Source organism: Paenarthrobacter histidinolovorans (genome assembly GCF_014647595.1).
Taxonomy (GTDB): Bacteria; Actinomycetota; Actinomycetes; order Actinomycetales; family Micrococcaceae; genus Arthrobacter; species Arthrobacter histidinolovorans.
In genome coordinates this window covers 104,021-118,963 of sequence record NZ_BMPM01000005.1, presented here as the reverse complement: position 1 = coordinate 118,963, position 14,943 = coordinate 104,021, and the positions used below count along the sequence as shown (strand labels likewise).

General features: G+C 63.1%; 14 protein-coding genes. 10 read left to right on the top strand and 4 right to left on the bottom strand.

Translation table 11 applies throughout. The annotated features are described in order from the left end of the window. Positions 1-2 precede the first annotated feature (2 nt). Positions 3-1,505 (top strand): APC family permease, encoded by a 1,503-nt coding sequence (locus IEY62_RS13220; RefSeq protein WP_189018568.1) that lies wholly within the window; start codon positions 3-5, stop codon positions 1,503-1,505. A gap of 58 nt (positions 1,506-1,563) precedes the next feature. On the opposite strand, the gene IEY62_RS13215 is transcribed toward IEY62_RS13220, so the two are convergent. Further along, entirely contained in the window at positions 1,564-2,118 is a 555-nt protein-coding gene (locus IEY62_RS13215) for a hypothetical protein (protein ID WP_189018566.1), read from the bottom strand. 104 nt (positions 2,119-2,222) lie between these two features. On the opposite strand from IEY62_RS13215, the gene IEY62_RS13210 reads away from it, so the two are divergent. Then, on the top strand, positions 2,223-2,603 hold the full coding sequence (locus tag IEY62_RS13210; protein ID WP_055976680.1) for a VOC family protein: 381 nt from the start codon (positions 2,223-2,225) through the stop codon (positions 2,601-2,603). Between the two features lie 55 nt (positions 2,604-2,658). Here IEY62_RS13210 and IEY62_RS13205 read toward each other — a convergent pair whose 3' ends face one another. Continuing rightward, positions 2,659-3,108 (bottom strand): DUF5997 family protein, encoded by a 450-nt coding sequence (locus tag IEY62_RS13205; protein WP_018778440.1) that lies wholly within the window; start codon positions 3,106-3,108, stop codon positions 2,659-2,661. A 33-nt stretch (positions 3,109-3,141) separates the two neighbouring features. On the opposite strand from IEY62_RS13205, the gene IEY62_RS13200 reads away from it, so the two are divergent. Next, positions 3,142-3,867 (top strand): LysR family transcriptional regulator substrate-binding protein, encoded by a 726-nt coding sequence (locus IEY62_RS13200; protein ID WP_189018564.1) that lies wholly within the window; start codon positions 3,142-3,144, stop codon positions 3,865-3,867. A gap of 115 nt (positions 3,868-3,982) precedes the next feature. Here IEY62_RS13200 and IEY62_RS13195 read toward each other — a convergent pair whose 3' ends face one another. Continuing rightward, a complete protein-coding gene (locus tag IEY62_RS13195) occupies positions 3,983-4,681 on the bottom strand; it encodes a GntR family transcriptional regulator (protein ID WP_189018562.1) in 699 nt (232 codons plus the stop codon). Positions 4,682-4,790: 109 nt separating this feature from the next. Here IEY62_RS13195 and IEY62_RS13190 point away from each other — a divergent pair, with 109 nt between their 5' ends. Genes IEY62_RS13190 through IEY62_RS13175 form a run of 4 tightly spaced genes read left to right on the top strand, consistent with a single transcriptional unit; the run spans position 4,791 to position 10,373 of the window. Further along, complete coding sequence (locus IEY62_RS13190) at positions 4,791-5,549, top strand: LamB/YcsF family protein (protein WP_189018560.1); 759 nt, start codon at positions 4,791-4,793, stop codon at positions 5,547-5,549. 47 nt (positions 5,550-5,596) lie between these two features. Further along, the gene (locus IEY62_RS13185) at positions 5,597-6,946 is read left to right on the top strand and encodes an MFS transporter (RefSeq protein WP_189018558.1); all 1,350 of its coding nucleotides are present in this window, start codon (positions 5,597-5,599) and stop codon (positions 6,944-6,946) included. A gap of 6 nt (positions 6,947-6,952) precedes the next feature. Next, the gene (locus IEY62_RS13180) at positions 6,953-8,602 is read left to right on the top strand and encodes a 5-oxoprolinase subunit B/C family protein (RefSeq protein WP_189018556.1); all 1,650 of its coding nucleotides are present in this window, start codon (positions 6,953-6,955) and stop codon (positions 8,600-8,602) included. A 7-nt stretch (positions 8,603-8,609) separates the two neighbouring features. Continuing rightward, complete coding sequence (locus IEY62_RS13175) at positions 8,610-10,373, top strand: acetyl/propionyl/methylcrotonyl-CoA carboxylase subunit alpha (protein WP_189018554.1); 1,764 nt, start codon at positions 8,610-8,612, stop codon at positions 10,371-10,373. An 80-nt stretch (positions 10,374-10,453) separates the two neighbouring features. On the opposite strand, the gene IEY62_RS13170 is transcribed toward IEY62_RS13175, so the two are convergent. Next, the gene (locus IEY62_RS13170; protein ID WP_189018552.1) at positions 10,454-11,638 is read right to left on the bottom strand and encodes an ROK family transcriptional regulator; all 1,185 of its coding nucleotides are present in this window, start codon (positions 11,636-11,638) and stop codon (positions 10,454-10,456) included. Positions 11,639-11,757: 119 nt separating this feature from the next. Here IEY62_RS13170 and IEY62_RS13165 point away from each other — a divergent pair, with 119 nt between their 5' ends. The 3 genes from IEY62_RS13165 to IEY62_RS13155 are packed head-to-tail and all read left to right on the top strand — an operon-like array spanning position 11,758 to position 14,921. Next, complete coding sequence (locus IEY62_RS13165; RefSeq protein WP_189018550.1) at positions 11,758-13,050, top strand: ABC transporter substrate-binding protein; 1,293 nt, start codon at positions 11,758-11,760, stop codon at positions 13,048-13,050. 49 nt (positions 13,051-13,099) lie between these two features. After that, positions 13,100-14,035 carry a carbohydrate ABC transporter permease gene (locus tag IEY62_RS13160; protein WP_189018547.1) on the top strand — a complete coding sequence of 312 codons (936 nt, stop codon included), beginning with the start codon at positions 13,100-13,102 and terminating at the stop codon, positions 14,033-14,035. Beyond that, positions 14,025-14,921 (top strand): carbohydrate ABC transporter permease, encoded by an 897-nt coding sequence (locus tag IEY62_RS13155; protein ID WP_189018545.1) that lies wholly within the window; start codon positions 14,025-14,027, stop codon positions 14,919-14,921. Before IEY62_RS13160 ends, IEY62_RS13155 begins: the two co-directional genes overlap by 11 nt. The last annotated feature ends 22 nt before the right edge of the window (positions 14,922-14,943 follow it).

The following is a 14,943-nucleotide window of genomic DNA, read 5'->3' as shown; positions in this document are numbered from 1 at the left end:
CCATGTCTACTGCACCAAAGACGGTCCAGTCGAAAGAATCAACCCTGAGTGAAAAGGGACTGAAAGCCGGATCGGTGGGCCTGATTGGCGCCGTCGTGATCGGTGTTTCCTGCATTGCGCCCGCGTACACGTTGACCGCCGCCCTGGGTCCCACCGTGTCCGAAGTTGGTGTGCACCTTCCCGCCATCTTCCTGGTGGGCTTCATCCCCATGCTGCTGGTGGCGCTCGGCTACCGCGAACTGAACAACGCAATGCCCGACGCCGGTACCTCCTTCACGTGGGCGACGCGGGCGTTTGGTCCGTGGATCGGATGGATGGGCGGCTGGGGGCTGATCGCGGCCACCATCATTGTGCTGTCCAATCTGGCGGCTGTTGCCGTTGACTTCTTCTACCTGATGCTCGGGCAGATCTTCAGCAACCCATCGCTTGCAGATTTGAGCAAGATCCTGCCGCTGAACATAGCCACCACGCTGGTGTTCATCGCCGGAGCGTGCTGGATCTCGTACCGCGGCATGGAGACCACCAAGGGCGTCCAGTACGTCCTGGTTGCCTTCCAGCTGTTGGTTCTTGGCTGGTTCGCGGTCTCGGCGTTCGTGCATGTAGCCAACGGCACAGCCTTCGATGCCACAGCCATTTCGCCTGACTGGTTCAACCCCTTTGCCGTCGATTCGTTCTCGTCATTCGCTGCGGGTGTCTCGCTCTCGATCTTCATTTACTGGGGCTGGGACGTCACCCTGACCATGAATGAGGAGACGAAGAATCCGGAGAAGACTCCGGGCCGTGCCGCGACCATCACCGTGCTGGTCATCGTGATCATCTACATGACTGTTGCGCTGGCCACCCTGTCCTTCGCGGGTGTGGGCGAGACCGGTCTGGGTGCCGGCAACCCGGAGAACCAGTCCAGCATCTTCGCTGTCCTGGCGGGTCCGGTGATGGGTCCGTTCGCGATCCTCATGTCGCTGGCCATCCTGAGCAGCTCCGCCGCGTCCTTGCAGTCAACGTTCGTGTCGCCCGCGCGCACCATGCTGGCCATGGGCCACTACCGCGCCATATCGCCCCGCTTTGGGAAGATCAGTCCCACGTTCAAGTCGCCGAGCTTTGCCACCATCGCCGCGGCCATCGCGGCAGCCGCGTTCTATGTGATCACCCGTACGGTGTCCGAGAATGCGCTGTGGGACACCATCACCGCCCTTGGCATGATGATCTGCTTCTACTACGGCATCACAGCTCTGGCCTGTGTTTGGTTCTTCCGCGCTTCAGCCTTCAGCGGTGTCCGGGCATTTTTCTTCAAATTCCTGGCACCGTTGCTGGGCGGCGTGATCCTGCTGGTGATGTTCGTGAAGACGGCAATGGACTCGATGGATCCCGAGTATGGTTCGGGCTCGTCCGTTGGCGGGGTAGGCCTGGTGTTCGTTCTGGGGATGGGTGTGATCCTGCTGGGCGTGGTGGTGATGCTGGTGATGTACCGGCTGCGGCCCGAGTTCTTCAAGGGCAAGGTTCTCTAGCGTCCCTGTCCGGTTGGCGCTTAGTGACAGCGGTGCTCGGCGGGATTGGTATTAAGCGTCACCTCGGCGCGGGGAGGGGGACTCCCGCGGCGCGTTCGGCTGCCATGAGGGCATCCGCCAGACGCTCGACGGCGGCGCGATAGTCGGTGCCGGCAGTCACCCGGCAATACTCGGCCTCTCGCATGGCCCTGGTCAACGCAGCTGTCTCCTGTGTCCGCACATCTGTCATGGCCGGAAAGTCGATGGCACGGCCGGGATCCAGTTCGTAGCGGCTCCACTGCGCCAGGATGCTTTGGTGGCGGGCCACATCGTCAGCAAACCCGGCACGACGGCGGGGCTCAGCTGCGTGGGCCCGTTCCACTTTGCTGGCGCCGGCGAAGGTGGTCGCAGCGGTTGCAAAGCACACGAAAACCATGATGATCCCGGCCGGCGGCCACTGCACTGACGGCACCAAAACAGCGGGCACTATGACCACAAGCCCGGCGAACACGTCCCAAAAAAGCCCGTCCGGCTCCGGGCCGCGTCCATGCGTGAGTTTCTTGTGCAGGACGTATGTGGTTGCCGCAGTTGCAAGAACCAAGGCAACGCCCCACAGGAGCATCATGGCGGGCATCGGACCACCTCCAGGCGACTTCGCTGCTATTTATTCAGTATGCGCCAGCGCGTGAGTGGGCGCGAGGGCTCATCCTGTCGTACCCACGGCGTAGCCTGTTCACCATGAGACTGAAAATGTGCAGCATCCACGTCAAGGACCCGGCAGCAGCTCACGCGTTTTACACGGAGACACTGGGGTTTGAGACCCTGATGGCCATGCCGGAGTACAACCTTTTCATCATCAAGAACCCCGGTGCGGACAACAATGCAACCGGGCTGCTGCTGGAACCCAGCGACAACCCCATCGGCGCGAACTACATGAACGCCGTCTATGAGGCAGGGATGCCTGCGGTCGTCCTGGGCGTTCCGGATGTACAGGCCGAGTACCAGCGTTTGTTGGCTGCGGGCGTGACTTTCAAGGGCGAGCCGGCTGAGGATCCGTCAGGAATCAGCGCAGTTTTCGACGACGGTTGCGGCAACTTCGTCCAACTTCACCAGGATTAGAGCTTAAAAGGATGCGGCCGGAGACCATCGGTCCCCGGCCACAACCTTCAGAAAACTAGGCGTGATCGCGCTTGGAAGTCTTGGGAGCGTCGCGCTTTGCGGCAGCGTTGTCCCGGGCTTCCTTGGTGGCGGCCTTCCTGGCAGCCTCTTCCTTCACACGCTGCGCCTCTGAGCGGACGGCGGCGTGGGTGGCGCGCTCGGTGACCAACCACTGCGGGGGAGCCTGCAGCAGCTCGGTGATTTCCGCCGTCGTGAGTGCGTCCTCAACGCCGCCGCGGGCCAGGCCGCTGATGGAGACGTTAAGTTTCTGTGCCACGACGGGGCGCGGGTGCGGGCCGTTGCGGCGGAGCTCGGCGAGCCACTCCGGCGGGTTCGCCTGGAGTTCGGCGAATTCCTCGCGGGTGATGGACGAATCCTGGAATTCCTGGGGTGTCGCGGGCAGGTAGATGCCGAGTTTCTTGGCGACTGTTGCCGGCTTCATGGACTGGGAGTTCGAGGACGTCATGCTTCAAGGGTATCTGGCCGGTACTGTGAGTGTGTGCCAGATGCTGAAGATTCCGCCGAAACCTCCGAGTCCCAACCCGGGCTTCGCTTCGCCTATGTGGCGGGCGTTACTCCCGGGAAATGGATCCGCCGGTGGGAAGAGCGGATGCCGGGCTTTCCGTTGCACTCGTTCATGTCCGACGACGACGCCCAGCTTTCGGTGCTGCGTGACGGTTCAGCGGACCTCAGCTTTGTCCGGTTGCCCGTGGACCGCGAGGGCTTGAACGTCATCCCTTTGTATGAAGAGCAGCCGGTGGTCGTGGCGCCCAAAGGCCATGAAATCTCGGTGTTCGAGGAAGTGGCGCTGGATGACCTGGCCGAGGAGAACTTCCTTGACATAGCGGAGATGGGCGGCCCGGACATGGCCCTCCAGGTGGTCGCTTCCGGTGCGGGACTGGTGATAATGCCCATGTCGGTCGCCAGGCATTTGAACGCCAAAGACACTGTTATGCGGCGCTTGACGGGCGCTCCGGGTACGCAGATCGGCTTGGCGTGGCCGGTGGGAACGGATTCACCGGTGATCGAGGAGTTCATTGGAATCGTGCGTGGCCGCACAGCGCAGAGCTCGCGCCAGCCATCCGCCCAACAGGAAAAGCCCAAGAAAGCACCCAAGCCGGATCGTCGCGGCGGCGGCCCCAAGAAGCCCGCGGTTGCCCAACGCTACGCCCCGAACCCGGACAAGGGCCGCGGCAAGGGCTCACGCAAGAAGGGCAAACGCTGACCGGTGACGCTCCTGCCCAGTTGGTGGGTGGGTGTGCCGGATTTTGCCGCCAGATCGCTGGTTTTTTTGCTCTTTCGAGTGAGGCAACCGGGGAGGAGCGCGGCCTGGTCCGGGCTTACTCGCCGTGGATGGCAGCCTGCTGCTGTTCTGAACGGTTGAGATAGGCCAGGAGCAAGTCCCCCGCACGTTCCAGTTCACCGGCTTCCAGAGCTGAGCAGATCTGCTCATTTTCCTTCAGCCAATCGCTGTAGAAGTGCGCGTTCAAAGTGGCCTTATGGAAATAGAGCCGCATCTCGGCCAGGATCTGAGCCATGATCGTGTTCAGCCGGTTGCTCTCGGCCAGGGCGACGATTGCCCCGTGGAAATGCTGGTTGGCGCTGCCCAGACCTTCGTTGTCATTGGCGGCTGCGGCCCGTTTTCCCTCGTCGACGGCGGCCCTGACGGCGGCCACGCGCTCCGGTGAACCGCCTGCGCGGATGGAGCTGACCTCGATGGCCCGACGGACCGTGTAGACATCGTGGATGTCGCCGGCCTCGAGCGTGGCTACGAACACGCCCTTGTTGGGTTGGCGGAGGAGCAGCCGCTCAGCTGCGAGCTCGGCGAAGGCCTCCCGGACCGTGTTGCGGGAGACGCCAAGATCCTCGGCAATGGTGGCCTCGGTGAGTTTGGCGCCGGGAACCAGAAAGCCCTCAGCCAGTTGGTAGCGGAGTTCCTCGGCAACGCGCTCCGCCACGGATGGGACCCTGAGGCGCATCCGCGCCCGTGCACCATCAAAGCCAGCGTGTTCGCCTAATTCCTGATCTGCACTGGCCATGACTCCAAAATTACACGATTGCCGAAAATTCGGATCGCTGGATTGTTGAACAATCCAGCAGATTGGTGCATGCTGGATGTAACGCACATCACGAGGCAGGGATCACACCATGGCAACCATCGATCTGAACAGCGACGTCGGCGAGTCCTTCGGGCGCTGGACGCTCGGCGACGACGCTGCCATGTTTGAGTCCGTCTCCAGTGCCAACGTTGCTTGTGGATTCCACGCCGGCGACCCCAGCGTCATCCGCAGCACGTGCGCAAAGGCGGTTGAGGCCGGCGTCGTTATTGGCGCCCATGTCGGCTACCGCGACCTCGCTGGATTCGGCCGCCGCTTCATGGATGTTGACCCCTTGGAGTTGGCAGACGACGTCGTGTACCAGATAGGTGCGCTGCAGGCGCTGGCCGCTGTTTCCGGTGCCCGCGTTCAGTACGTGAAACCGCATGGCGGCCTCTACAACGCGATCGTCAAGCACACTGACCAGGCCCGCGCCGTAGTGGAAGCTGTGAAATCGGTGGACCCCAACCTCCCGATTCTCGGCCTTCCCGGCTCGGAGGTCCTGCGTCTGGCTGAGGAGGCAGGCCTTAGGGGCGTGTCCGAAGCGTTTGCTGACCGCGCTTACAACCCTGACGGAACCCTCGTTGCCCGGTCCCAGCCGGGTGCCGTACTGCATGATCCGGCCGAAGTGGCCGAACACGTCCTTCGGATGGCTACTGAGCAATCCGTCAGGACCATCGACGGCTCCATCCTGAAACTCCGCGCGGAGAGCATCTGCGTACATGGTGACTCACCCGGTGCCGTGGCAATGGCCACCGCAGTGAAGTCCGCACTGGGCGAGGCCGGCGTTCCCGTCGGCTCGTTCCTCTAGCCCGTCCCGGGCGCCCCGCACCATCCCTCATCCCCCCGGAGGACATCATGACCAGCACCAACAACGCATCCAAGGCAGTGACAAGGAAGCCACCGCCCGGCGCACTCAAGGCGTACATAGCCAGCTTGACCGGCACCTCGCTGGAGTACTACGACTTTGCCATCTACTCCGTGGCTTCGGCCCTGGTGTTCCCGAAGATCTTCTTCCCGGGCAACGACGAATTTGTTGCGCTGCTCCTCTCCTTCTCGGCGTTTGCCGTCGGTTACCTTGCACGACCGATCGGTGGTGTCATCTTCGGCCGTCTCGGCGACAAGGTCGGGCGCAAGTACGTCCTCGTATTCACCTTGGTCCTGATTGGCGTGGCCACAGTCCTCATCGGTGCGCTGCCCGATTACTCCGTGATCGGTGTTGCGGCTCCCACCATCCTGGTCCTCCTGCGGCTCGCCCAGGGCATCGGTGTAGGTGGTGAGTGGGGAGGAGCGGTACTGCTGTCCAGCGAATTCGGCGATCCCAACAAGCGCGGATTCTGGTCCTCGGCAGCTCAGATCGGCCCGCCCGCAGGCAACCTCATGGCCAACGGCGTCCTCGCAATTCTTGCTGCAACCCTGAGCAACGACGCTTTCCTCTCCTGGGGTTGGCGCGTAGCCTTCCTCGCCTCCGCACTCCTTGTGGTGTTCGGCCTGGTCATCCGCCTCAAGCTCGAAGAAACACCGGTGTTCAAAGCCATCCAGGCCCAAGGCGATCGCCCCAAGGCCCCCATCAAGGAAGTCTTCACCCAGCAGCCCAAGGCCCTGGTGGCAGCCGCCCTCTCCCGGGTTTGCCCCGACATCCTTTACGCCCTCTTTACCGTGTTCGTTGCCGTGTACGCCACCAAGGAATTGGGCATGACCACAGGCAACGTGCTGTCCGCCATCCTGATCGGCTCAGCTTTCCAGCTCTTCCTGATCCCGCTGGCCGGCGCCCTGACTGACCGCTTCAACCGTCGTTGGGTTTACGGCATCGCCGCAGCCGCTACCGCTGCGTTCATCCCGCTGTTCTTCCTGATGATCCAAGGCAGGTCCGTGCTCATGCTGACCATCGGCACCATCATTGGCCTGGCATTGCACGCCTTCATGTACGGTCCCCAGGCTGCTTTCATCACCGAGCAGTTCCCGGCGAGGCTCCGTTATGCGGGCAGTTCGCTGGCTTACACCTTGGCCGGTGTGATTGGTGGAGCGGTTGCGCCCATCATTTTCACAGCGCTCTACGGTGCGGCGAATCACGGCTGGTACCTGATTGCTGTTTACATACTGGTGGCATCCGTTGTCACCATCGTGGGCATGCTCCTGGGTCGCGATCCGGAGCCTGAAGAGGAAGAGCGCTTGTTGCAGGCGGCGCAGTCCCAGCCGGCAGTGTAACAAGTCATGGAAACCGCAATGCACACCACCACCGCGAAAAAAGTACTCTCCGTCCGGCCCGTTGGGACCCGCGCTGTCCTGGCCGAGCTGGACGGGCTGCAGGATGTCCTTGCCCTCCAGGACATGCTGTACAAGTCCCCGCTTCCGGGCCAGGTGGACGTACTCGCCGCAGCTGAAACAGTCATGGTGGTGGGCGAGTCCGCAGCGGCCACCCGCGCCATCGGCGCCCAGCTGCTCGAGTTGGAACTCACCATTCCGGAGGTCACTGACTCCGGGCTGGTGGTCATCGATACCGTGTACGACGGCGACGACCTCGCCGACGTCGCGGAGCTGACCGGACTGAGCATGGACGGCGTCATTGCGGCCCACACGGGCCAGATCTGGACCGTTGCTTTCGCGGGCTTCGCACCCGGGTTTGGGTACATGGTGGGCGAAAACGAAGCCCTAACGGTTCCTCGACGCTCGTCCCCGCGCACTGCAGTCCCCGCAGGATCGGTGGCCCTCGGTGGACAGTACTCCGCCGTGTACCCGCGTCGATCACCAGGTGGGTGGCAGCTGATTGGCCGGACCGGAGCCAGGATGTGGGATCTGGACCGCGCGCAGCCAGCCCTGGTGAGGCCCGGTGATCGGGTCCAGTACCGGGCTGTCCGCGAGGTTGTTACCGCGGCAGCCCAAGATTCCCAGACTGATCCGGACCACCACACGGGACCGGGCCTGCGGATTCTCAACCCAGGTGCCCAGAGCCTCATAGAGGATCTCGGCCGTCGCGGATTCGGCCCGCTCGGCGTCTCCGCAGCCGGTGCCTTGGACAGGGCGTCGCTCCGAAGGGCCAACCGCCTGGTGGGAAACAGCGCTTCGGCGGCGGCCATCGAGACCGTCAATGGCGGCCTGACTGTGGAAGCCGTGGGCGACCAGGTGATTGCCGTTACCGGTGCGCCGACGACGCTAACCATCCAGTCGCCGTCGTGGGTCGATTCCGACGATGACGGCGGCGAACCCCAGCCGGGCTCCCGGCGGACCGTCCCCATGGCTGCACCTTTCGCACTGCTCGACGGTGAGGCCCTCACCTTGGGCGCTCCCGAGTCGGGTTTCCGGAACTATGTGGCGATGCGTGGCGGAGTGGATGTACCAGAGGTACTGGGGAGCCGTTCGGCCGACACGATGTCCGGCATTGGGCCTGCCCCGCTGGTCATCGGCCAAGAGCTCCCTGCCGGTGACGCCACCGAATCGACCGCGGTGGGCAGCCCTGAATTGCAGCCCGGATTTCCAGGGGAGGACGTCACGGTGCTGGACGTCGTGCCCGGCCCACGCGCCGACTGGTTCGACCAGGCAGCGCTGGACTCCCTCACGAGCCAGGACTGGCTGGTTACACCGCAGTCCAACCGTGTGGGCATGCGACTGGACGGCACCCCGTTGAAGCGGATCCGCGAAGGCGAGCTTCCCAGCGAGGGCACCATGGCGGGTGCGCTCCAGATTCCACCCGCCGGACTCCCTGTCCTGTTTCTGGCGGACCATCCGATCACCGGAGGCTATCCCGTGATCGGCGTGGTGCGTGACGAGCACCTGGACCGCGCTGCACAGGTCCCCATCGGCGGACGGATCCGATTCCGGTTCATCCACGATTCCCCAGACTTCAGCAAAACCCCAGAGAAGTGAGTATTTGATGCGTAAGGTCCTGATCGCGAACCGCGGCGAAATCGCCGTCCGCGTCGCCCGAGCCTGCGATGACGCCGGCATTTCGTCGGTGGCGGTCTACGCCGACATCGACGCCGACGCCATGCATGTTAGCCTAGCCGACGAAGCCTACAGCCTGGACGGAAACAGCCCCGCTGACACCTACCTGAGCATTGGGAAGCTGCTCGGCATTGCGGCCCAGTCCGGCGCAGACGCCGTCCACCCCGGATACGGCTTCCTCTCCGAAAACGCGGACTTCGCACAGGCAGTGATCGACGCCGGACTGGAGTGGATCGGTCCCTCGCCGGAGTCGATCCGTCAGTTGGGCAACAAGATTACTGCCCGTGAAATCGCCGTGCGGGCGGGTGCGCCGTTGGTCGCAGGCAGCGAAGGACCGGTGTCCTCTGCGGCAGAAGCACGCGTTTTTGCCGAGGAACACGGACTTCCGATGGCCATCAAGGCTGCTTTCGGTGGCGGCGGACGAGGACTCAAGGTAGTCCGCGAGCTCGCTGAAGTGGAAGAAGCCTTCGACTCAGCAGTCCGTGAGGCCGTCGCCGCATTCGGTCGTGGTGAGTGCTTCGTGGAGCAGTACCTGGACCGGCCCCGGCACGTGGAAGCGCAGATCATCGCGGACAAGCTGGGCAATGTCATTGTGGTTGGTACCCGCGACTGCTCCCTCCAGCGTCGCCACCAAAAGCTCGTGGAAGAGGCACCCGCGCCCTTCCTCAGTGATGCGCAGCGGCAGAAAATCCACGACGGCTCCAAGGCGATCATCCGCGAAGCCGGCTACTACGGTGCCGGCACGGTGGAGTTCCTGGTTTCCGCGGACGGCGCCGTGGCGTTCCTGGAGGTCAATACCCGACTCCAGGTGGAGCATCCCATCACCGAGGAAACCGCGGGGATCGACCTCGTGCAGGAGCAGTTCCGCGTGGCGGCCGGGCTTCCTCTGAGTGTGTCCGAGGACCCCGTCGCCAAGGGGCACTCCTTCGAATTCCGGATCAACGCCGAAGACGTGGGCCGTGGATTTCTGCCCTCGCCGGGCACAGTGGCGCTCTTCGAGGTGCCCACAGGACCGGGGATCCGGGTGGATACCGGGGTCCGCGCAGGGTCCAACGTTCCGCCGCAGTTCGATTCCCTCTTGGCGAAACTGATCGTCTCAGGGGCAGACCGGCAGCAGGCACTTCGCCGCGCTCGGAGGGCCCTCGCTGAATTCAGCATCACAGGCCTGGCCACGGTGCTGCCCTTCCACCGGGCGGTCCTGGAGGCTGACGACTTCACCTCGGTGGCCGGACTCCGGGTGCACACCCGTTGGATCGAGACCGATTTCGCCGACCAGATCCCCGTGGACCCCGACTACAGCGCGGTGGCTCCGAACGGAGAACGCCGGACCATCACCGTGGACGTCGATGGCAAGCGACTTGCCGTGGGACTGCCTGCCGACCTGCTGGACGGCTGGGCGCGCTCCGGACAGGGCCTCCCCGCCGTCGCCGGGCTGACCGATGCGCCGGGTTCTGTCATCGGTGCCAATGATTCGCCCGCCGACTCCGCGCTCGTTTCCAGCATGTCCGGCACGGTGGTCAAGTGGCTCGTGGAGCCCGGCGCTGAGGTAGCTGCCGGTGACCCGCTTGTGGTTCTGGAAGCCATGAAGATGGAAACCCAGGTCCCGGCACACCGTGCGGGCACCCTCTCGGAAGTGCTCTCCGCACCTGGCGGAGTGGTCACCGCCGGCGCAGTGCTTGCCCACATCGAGTAGCGATTCCCCGCGTTCCCGCGCTGTCTGTCGCTCCCCCGTCGCTGACCGGCGGGGGAGCGCCGGTAGCGATGGAATCGCTTCTACGACGCCGGGTCTGACCGGTTCAGCACCACGGCATTGTGCAGGGCCATGCCCGCCGCCCCGATGGCACCTTCGGCTTCGGTCCACTCCCGGACTGTGATGGTCAGGGGGTGGTGGAAGCGCAGCACAGTCTCCTGCAGCCCTTGCTCAAAGCCGTTGCGGAGGTGTTCCCACAAGGCCGTCGTCTCACCTGTGACGATGATGGTGGAGATGCCGAGCAGGTTCACCGTGCCGCCGAGGGAACGGCCCAGCATCCGCCCCGTCCGGTCCAAGTAAGAACTCGCGGGGGAGCCTGGAACGCTGGCCCGGGCCGAAAGATCGTCCAGCGTCGTTTCCGGGGTGGGATCGGGTGCTGCCGCGAGCAGTTCCTTGAGCCCCGCGTAGACCTGAAGGCATCCTCGGTTTCCACAGACGCAGCGCGGCCCCTCGGGATCCACAGACATGTGGCCAAATTCGGTGGAGGCGCCGCCGGGACCGTAGAAGACCGACCTGCGGTTCACGATACCCATGCCCACGCCGGGCCCGAGTCCCAACAGCAGGAAGTCGTCGTGCCGGCGGCCCAGGCCGAAACTTATCTCCCGGGTGGCCAAGGCAAAGAGATCGTTGGAAACGAAGACGGGCAGGTCCAGTGCCTGCTGCAGCTGTTGGCCGAGGTCGAAGTTCTCCCAATTGAGCGTGGCGGAAATGATCACTGTAGAGGAGTTCTCGTCCACAGCGCCAGAGACCGAGATGCCTACTGCGACGGTGCGGCCGGGGTGCGCCATGTCTTGCATCTGCCTCGTCACCACAGCGGCCAGCTGGCCCACGGGCTCCTTATCAGGGTTGAAGGGGACGACGTCTGACGCCAGGATCTCACCGTCCAGCAGCATGGACACCACAACCACGCTGCGGGGTGTGATGCCCAGCCCGATAACAACGGCGGCGTCCGGCACGAGCTGGACCGGCACCTTGGGCCGTCCGGCTCCGGCGCTTTGGCCGGCCGGGAGGTCGCGGACCATGCCCTCAGCCATCAGGTTTCGTACCTGGGCTGTGACCGTGGCAGCTCCGAGGCCGAGTTGCTTGGCGATCTCACCGCGGCTGAGCGGGCCCCTTTCAGCGAGCAGTCCAAGGATCTCGGCGCGGCTGATGACTTCACTGGCAGGGGTCGGACGGGGACGTTGGCGAGTGTTCGAAATGTGAAGCACCTCTCTCTTGACTCCGGCCGGAGCGTCCGCATAGTCTAACCGGACCGTAGTTAATTCGGTACCGAATTAATTATAGGACCGGGTTCTTGCACCCTCCACCAAAATCAGAAGGACGAAGAATGAAATTAGCAACGAAGCTAGCCGCAGTCGTCGCCAGCACCGCCGTCATGTTCGGCGCCGCTGCTTGCGGTTCCTCCAGCACCTCCGGTTCCTCCGACGCATCCAGCGCGGACGTCACGCTCGACTGGTCCTTCTGGTCCCAGGGTGAAGAGGGCAACAAAACCTGGAAGGAACTGGCCGCGCAGGTCACAGAAAAGTACCCGAACATCAAGGTAAACCTGACCACCGCCCCCTTCGCCGATTACTTCACCAAGCTGCAGTCCCAGCTTGCCGGCGGTACTGCGCCCTGCATCGTGAGCATGCAGTCCTTGCGCCTTCCCGCTTTCGCCAAAGCCATGGAGCCCATGGAAGGCCCGTTGGCCGAAGCCGCCGGCTTCAAGGCCGATGAGTGGAGCCCCGGCGCACTCAAGGCTTTGCAGTCTTCGGACAAGCAGTACGCACTTCCCTACGGCCTTTCCACCATGGTCATGTATTACAACAAGGATGCTTTCAAGGCCGCTGGTGTTGACGAGCCCAAGAGCGGCTGGACCACTAACGAATTCATCGCTGCGGGCAAAAAGGTCTCAGCCTCCATGGGTAAGCCCGCTTTCGGCGAGTCTTTCTCGGACCTCCACATGTACTCCCAGCTGCTGGCCTTTAACGGCGCCCGCCCGGTTTCCGACGACGGCGCCCTGCAGCTGAATGACGGAAAGGTCACCGACGCCTTCGGCTGGTACTCCGGCCTGGCAACGCACGAGAAGATCAGCTCCGTTCCCGCCAGTTCCTCGGACGTTGCCTGGGGCGAACAGCAGTTTGTTGCCGGCAACACGGCCATGGCTGTGGATGGCACGTGGAACATCAAGAGCAACGTCACCGACGCTGCCGGCTTCAAGGTGGGAGTGGTGGCGCTGCCGCAGGGCACGAACGGTGGCGGTACATTCTCAGCCAACTCGGGCTTCGGCATCTCCAAGACGTGCAAGAACAAGGAAGCCGCAGCCAAGGCCATTGGCGTACTGACGGACGCCGCGTCACAGGCCGCCTCCGCCAAAGCGGGCAATCAGCCTGCCCGGTTGGCCGCCACGGATGCCTTCATCCAGGGGCTGAAGACCGACATCGACCCCACCAATCCGGGCTATTCGGACCAGGTGGCTGCAGTAGTGAAGGCTTCCTCGGAAAAGGCCGTGCCATTCATCAGCACCGACAACTGGGACAAGGTCACCAAGCTGATGGCCCAGCAGTTCCAGCAGGCCTATACGGACAAGGTCTCCCCGGAGGAAGCCCTCAAGAACGTCCAGGAGAGCGGCGCCAAGTAGCGTCCGCTGTTTCTTCCGAACCCCTGAGCCCGACGAGAAAGGCATCACCTTGACGGCCACCATTGCTTCACCGCCGCGGCGCCCAGCGCCGGAGCCGGTGAGCGTGCAACGGAAGAAGAAGACGGATTCCCGCGCGGCACTGGGCTTTTTGACCCCCAGTGCCGTGGGGATGACGCTCTTCATCCTTCTGCCCACGCTCCTGGCCATTGCCACGAGCTTCTTCAATTGGCCTACGTATGGTGACGTCACCTTCGCTGGCCTGGACAACTACAAGGATCTGTTTGCGGCAGGAAGCCAATTCCCGGCAGCACTCATCAACACGTTGTTGTTCACCATCATCGTGGTGCCTCTCAACCTGGTTCTGACCATAGCCACGGCATTTTGGGTTTCGACCAGCCGGTTCTCCAAGTTGTACCGGGTCCTGTTCTTCCTTCCGGTGGTGACGCCGTCCGTGGCTACGGCTGTCATCTGGAAACTGATCTACCAGCCGGACGGCATCCTGGACTCAACGCTGCAGTCCATGTTCGGCATCCACATGCCCAACCTGCTCGGCGACAGCAGCACGGCGATGCTCGCCGTCGTCGTCGTCATCCTGTGGCAGGGCTTCGGCTACAACATGCTCATCTTCTCGGCCGCCATTGATCAACTGCCGCAGGACGTTCTTGACGCCTCCATGCTCGACGGCGCATCGGGCCTCACTGCGCTGTTGAAGATCAAGCTGCCCCTCCTGACCCCGGCTATCTTCTTCGCCTCCACAGTGACCATGATCTCGGCGTTCCAGATGTTTTCCGAACCGTTCGTCCTCACTGCAGGCGGTCCGGGCACGTCAACAGTCACAGTGGTCATGAACGTCTACCAAACGGCCTTCCAGGGTGGCGAGCTTGGTGCCGCAGCGGCGCCCGCCATCATCCTCTTCGCCTTGATTCTTGTAGTCACAATGATCCAGTGGCTGGGACAAAAGAAATGGGTCCACTATGACCAGTAACCAGACAACGTCGCGGGCGTCCGCTGTTTCGGCAGAACGTCCCGGCAAGAATGCCAAAGCGCGGTTCCGCCCTTTCAGACTGGTCAGCGAAGTACTGATGGCCGGGGTGGTCCTGCTCTTCCTCTTCCCGATCGTCTTCACGTTCTTCTCCGCTTTCAAATCCAACGGCGAAATCTTCGCCCAGCCGCCATCACTGTTCGGGGCGGAGTTCCGGTGGCAGAACTTTGTGGAGGTGTTCGAGTACACACCATTCCTGCGTTTCATCTTCAACGGCCTGGTGGTCTCGATCATCGGCACGGTCATCGTGGTGGCAGTGTCCGCGTTGGCGGCTTACAGCTTCGGCATCCTCCGCTGGCGTGGGCGCGACAAATTCATGCTCCTCTACCTGGCAACCATGATGATCCCGCAGGAAGTCCTTGTCATTCCGATGTTCCTGCTCATGCAGAAGCTGGGCTGGATCAATACGTGGCAGGCTTTGATCCTGCCCTGGGCATTCGGCGCTTTCGGCGCCTTCCTGCTGCGCCAATTCTTCGTGAACATCCCGTATGAGCTGGTGGAGGCATCCAGGATGGACGGATGCAGCCAATGGCGCACCTTCAGCCGGATCATCCTGCCGCTGGCCAAGCCCTCGCTGGCGGTATTGGCGGTGTGGACGTTCATCACGTTCTGGAACAGCTTCCTGTGGCCCCTGATTGTGGTCAACGACGTCAATGAGCTTGGCAACGTCTCACTGGGTCTTCAGACCTTCTTCGGCGAGCACGGCAGCTCCTGGAATTTGGTCATGGCAGCGTCGGTCATTGCCATCCTGCCCACGTTGCTGCTGGTGGTCGCACTCCAAAAGCACCTGGTCAAGGGCATCGCAACAGTCGGCTTGGCCGGCCGCTAGCCCGCACTCCTTCTACCTCCAA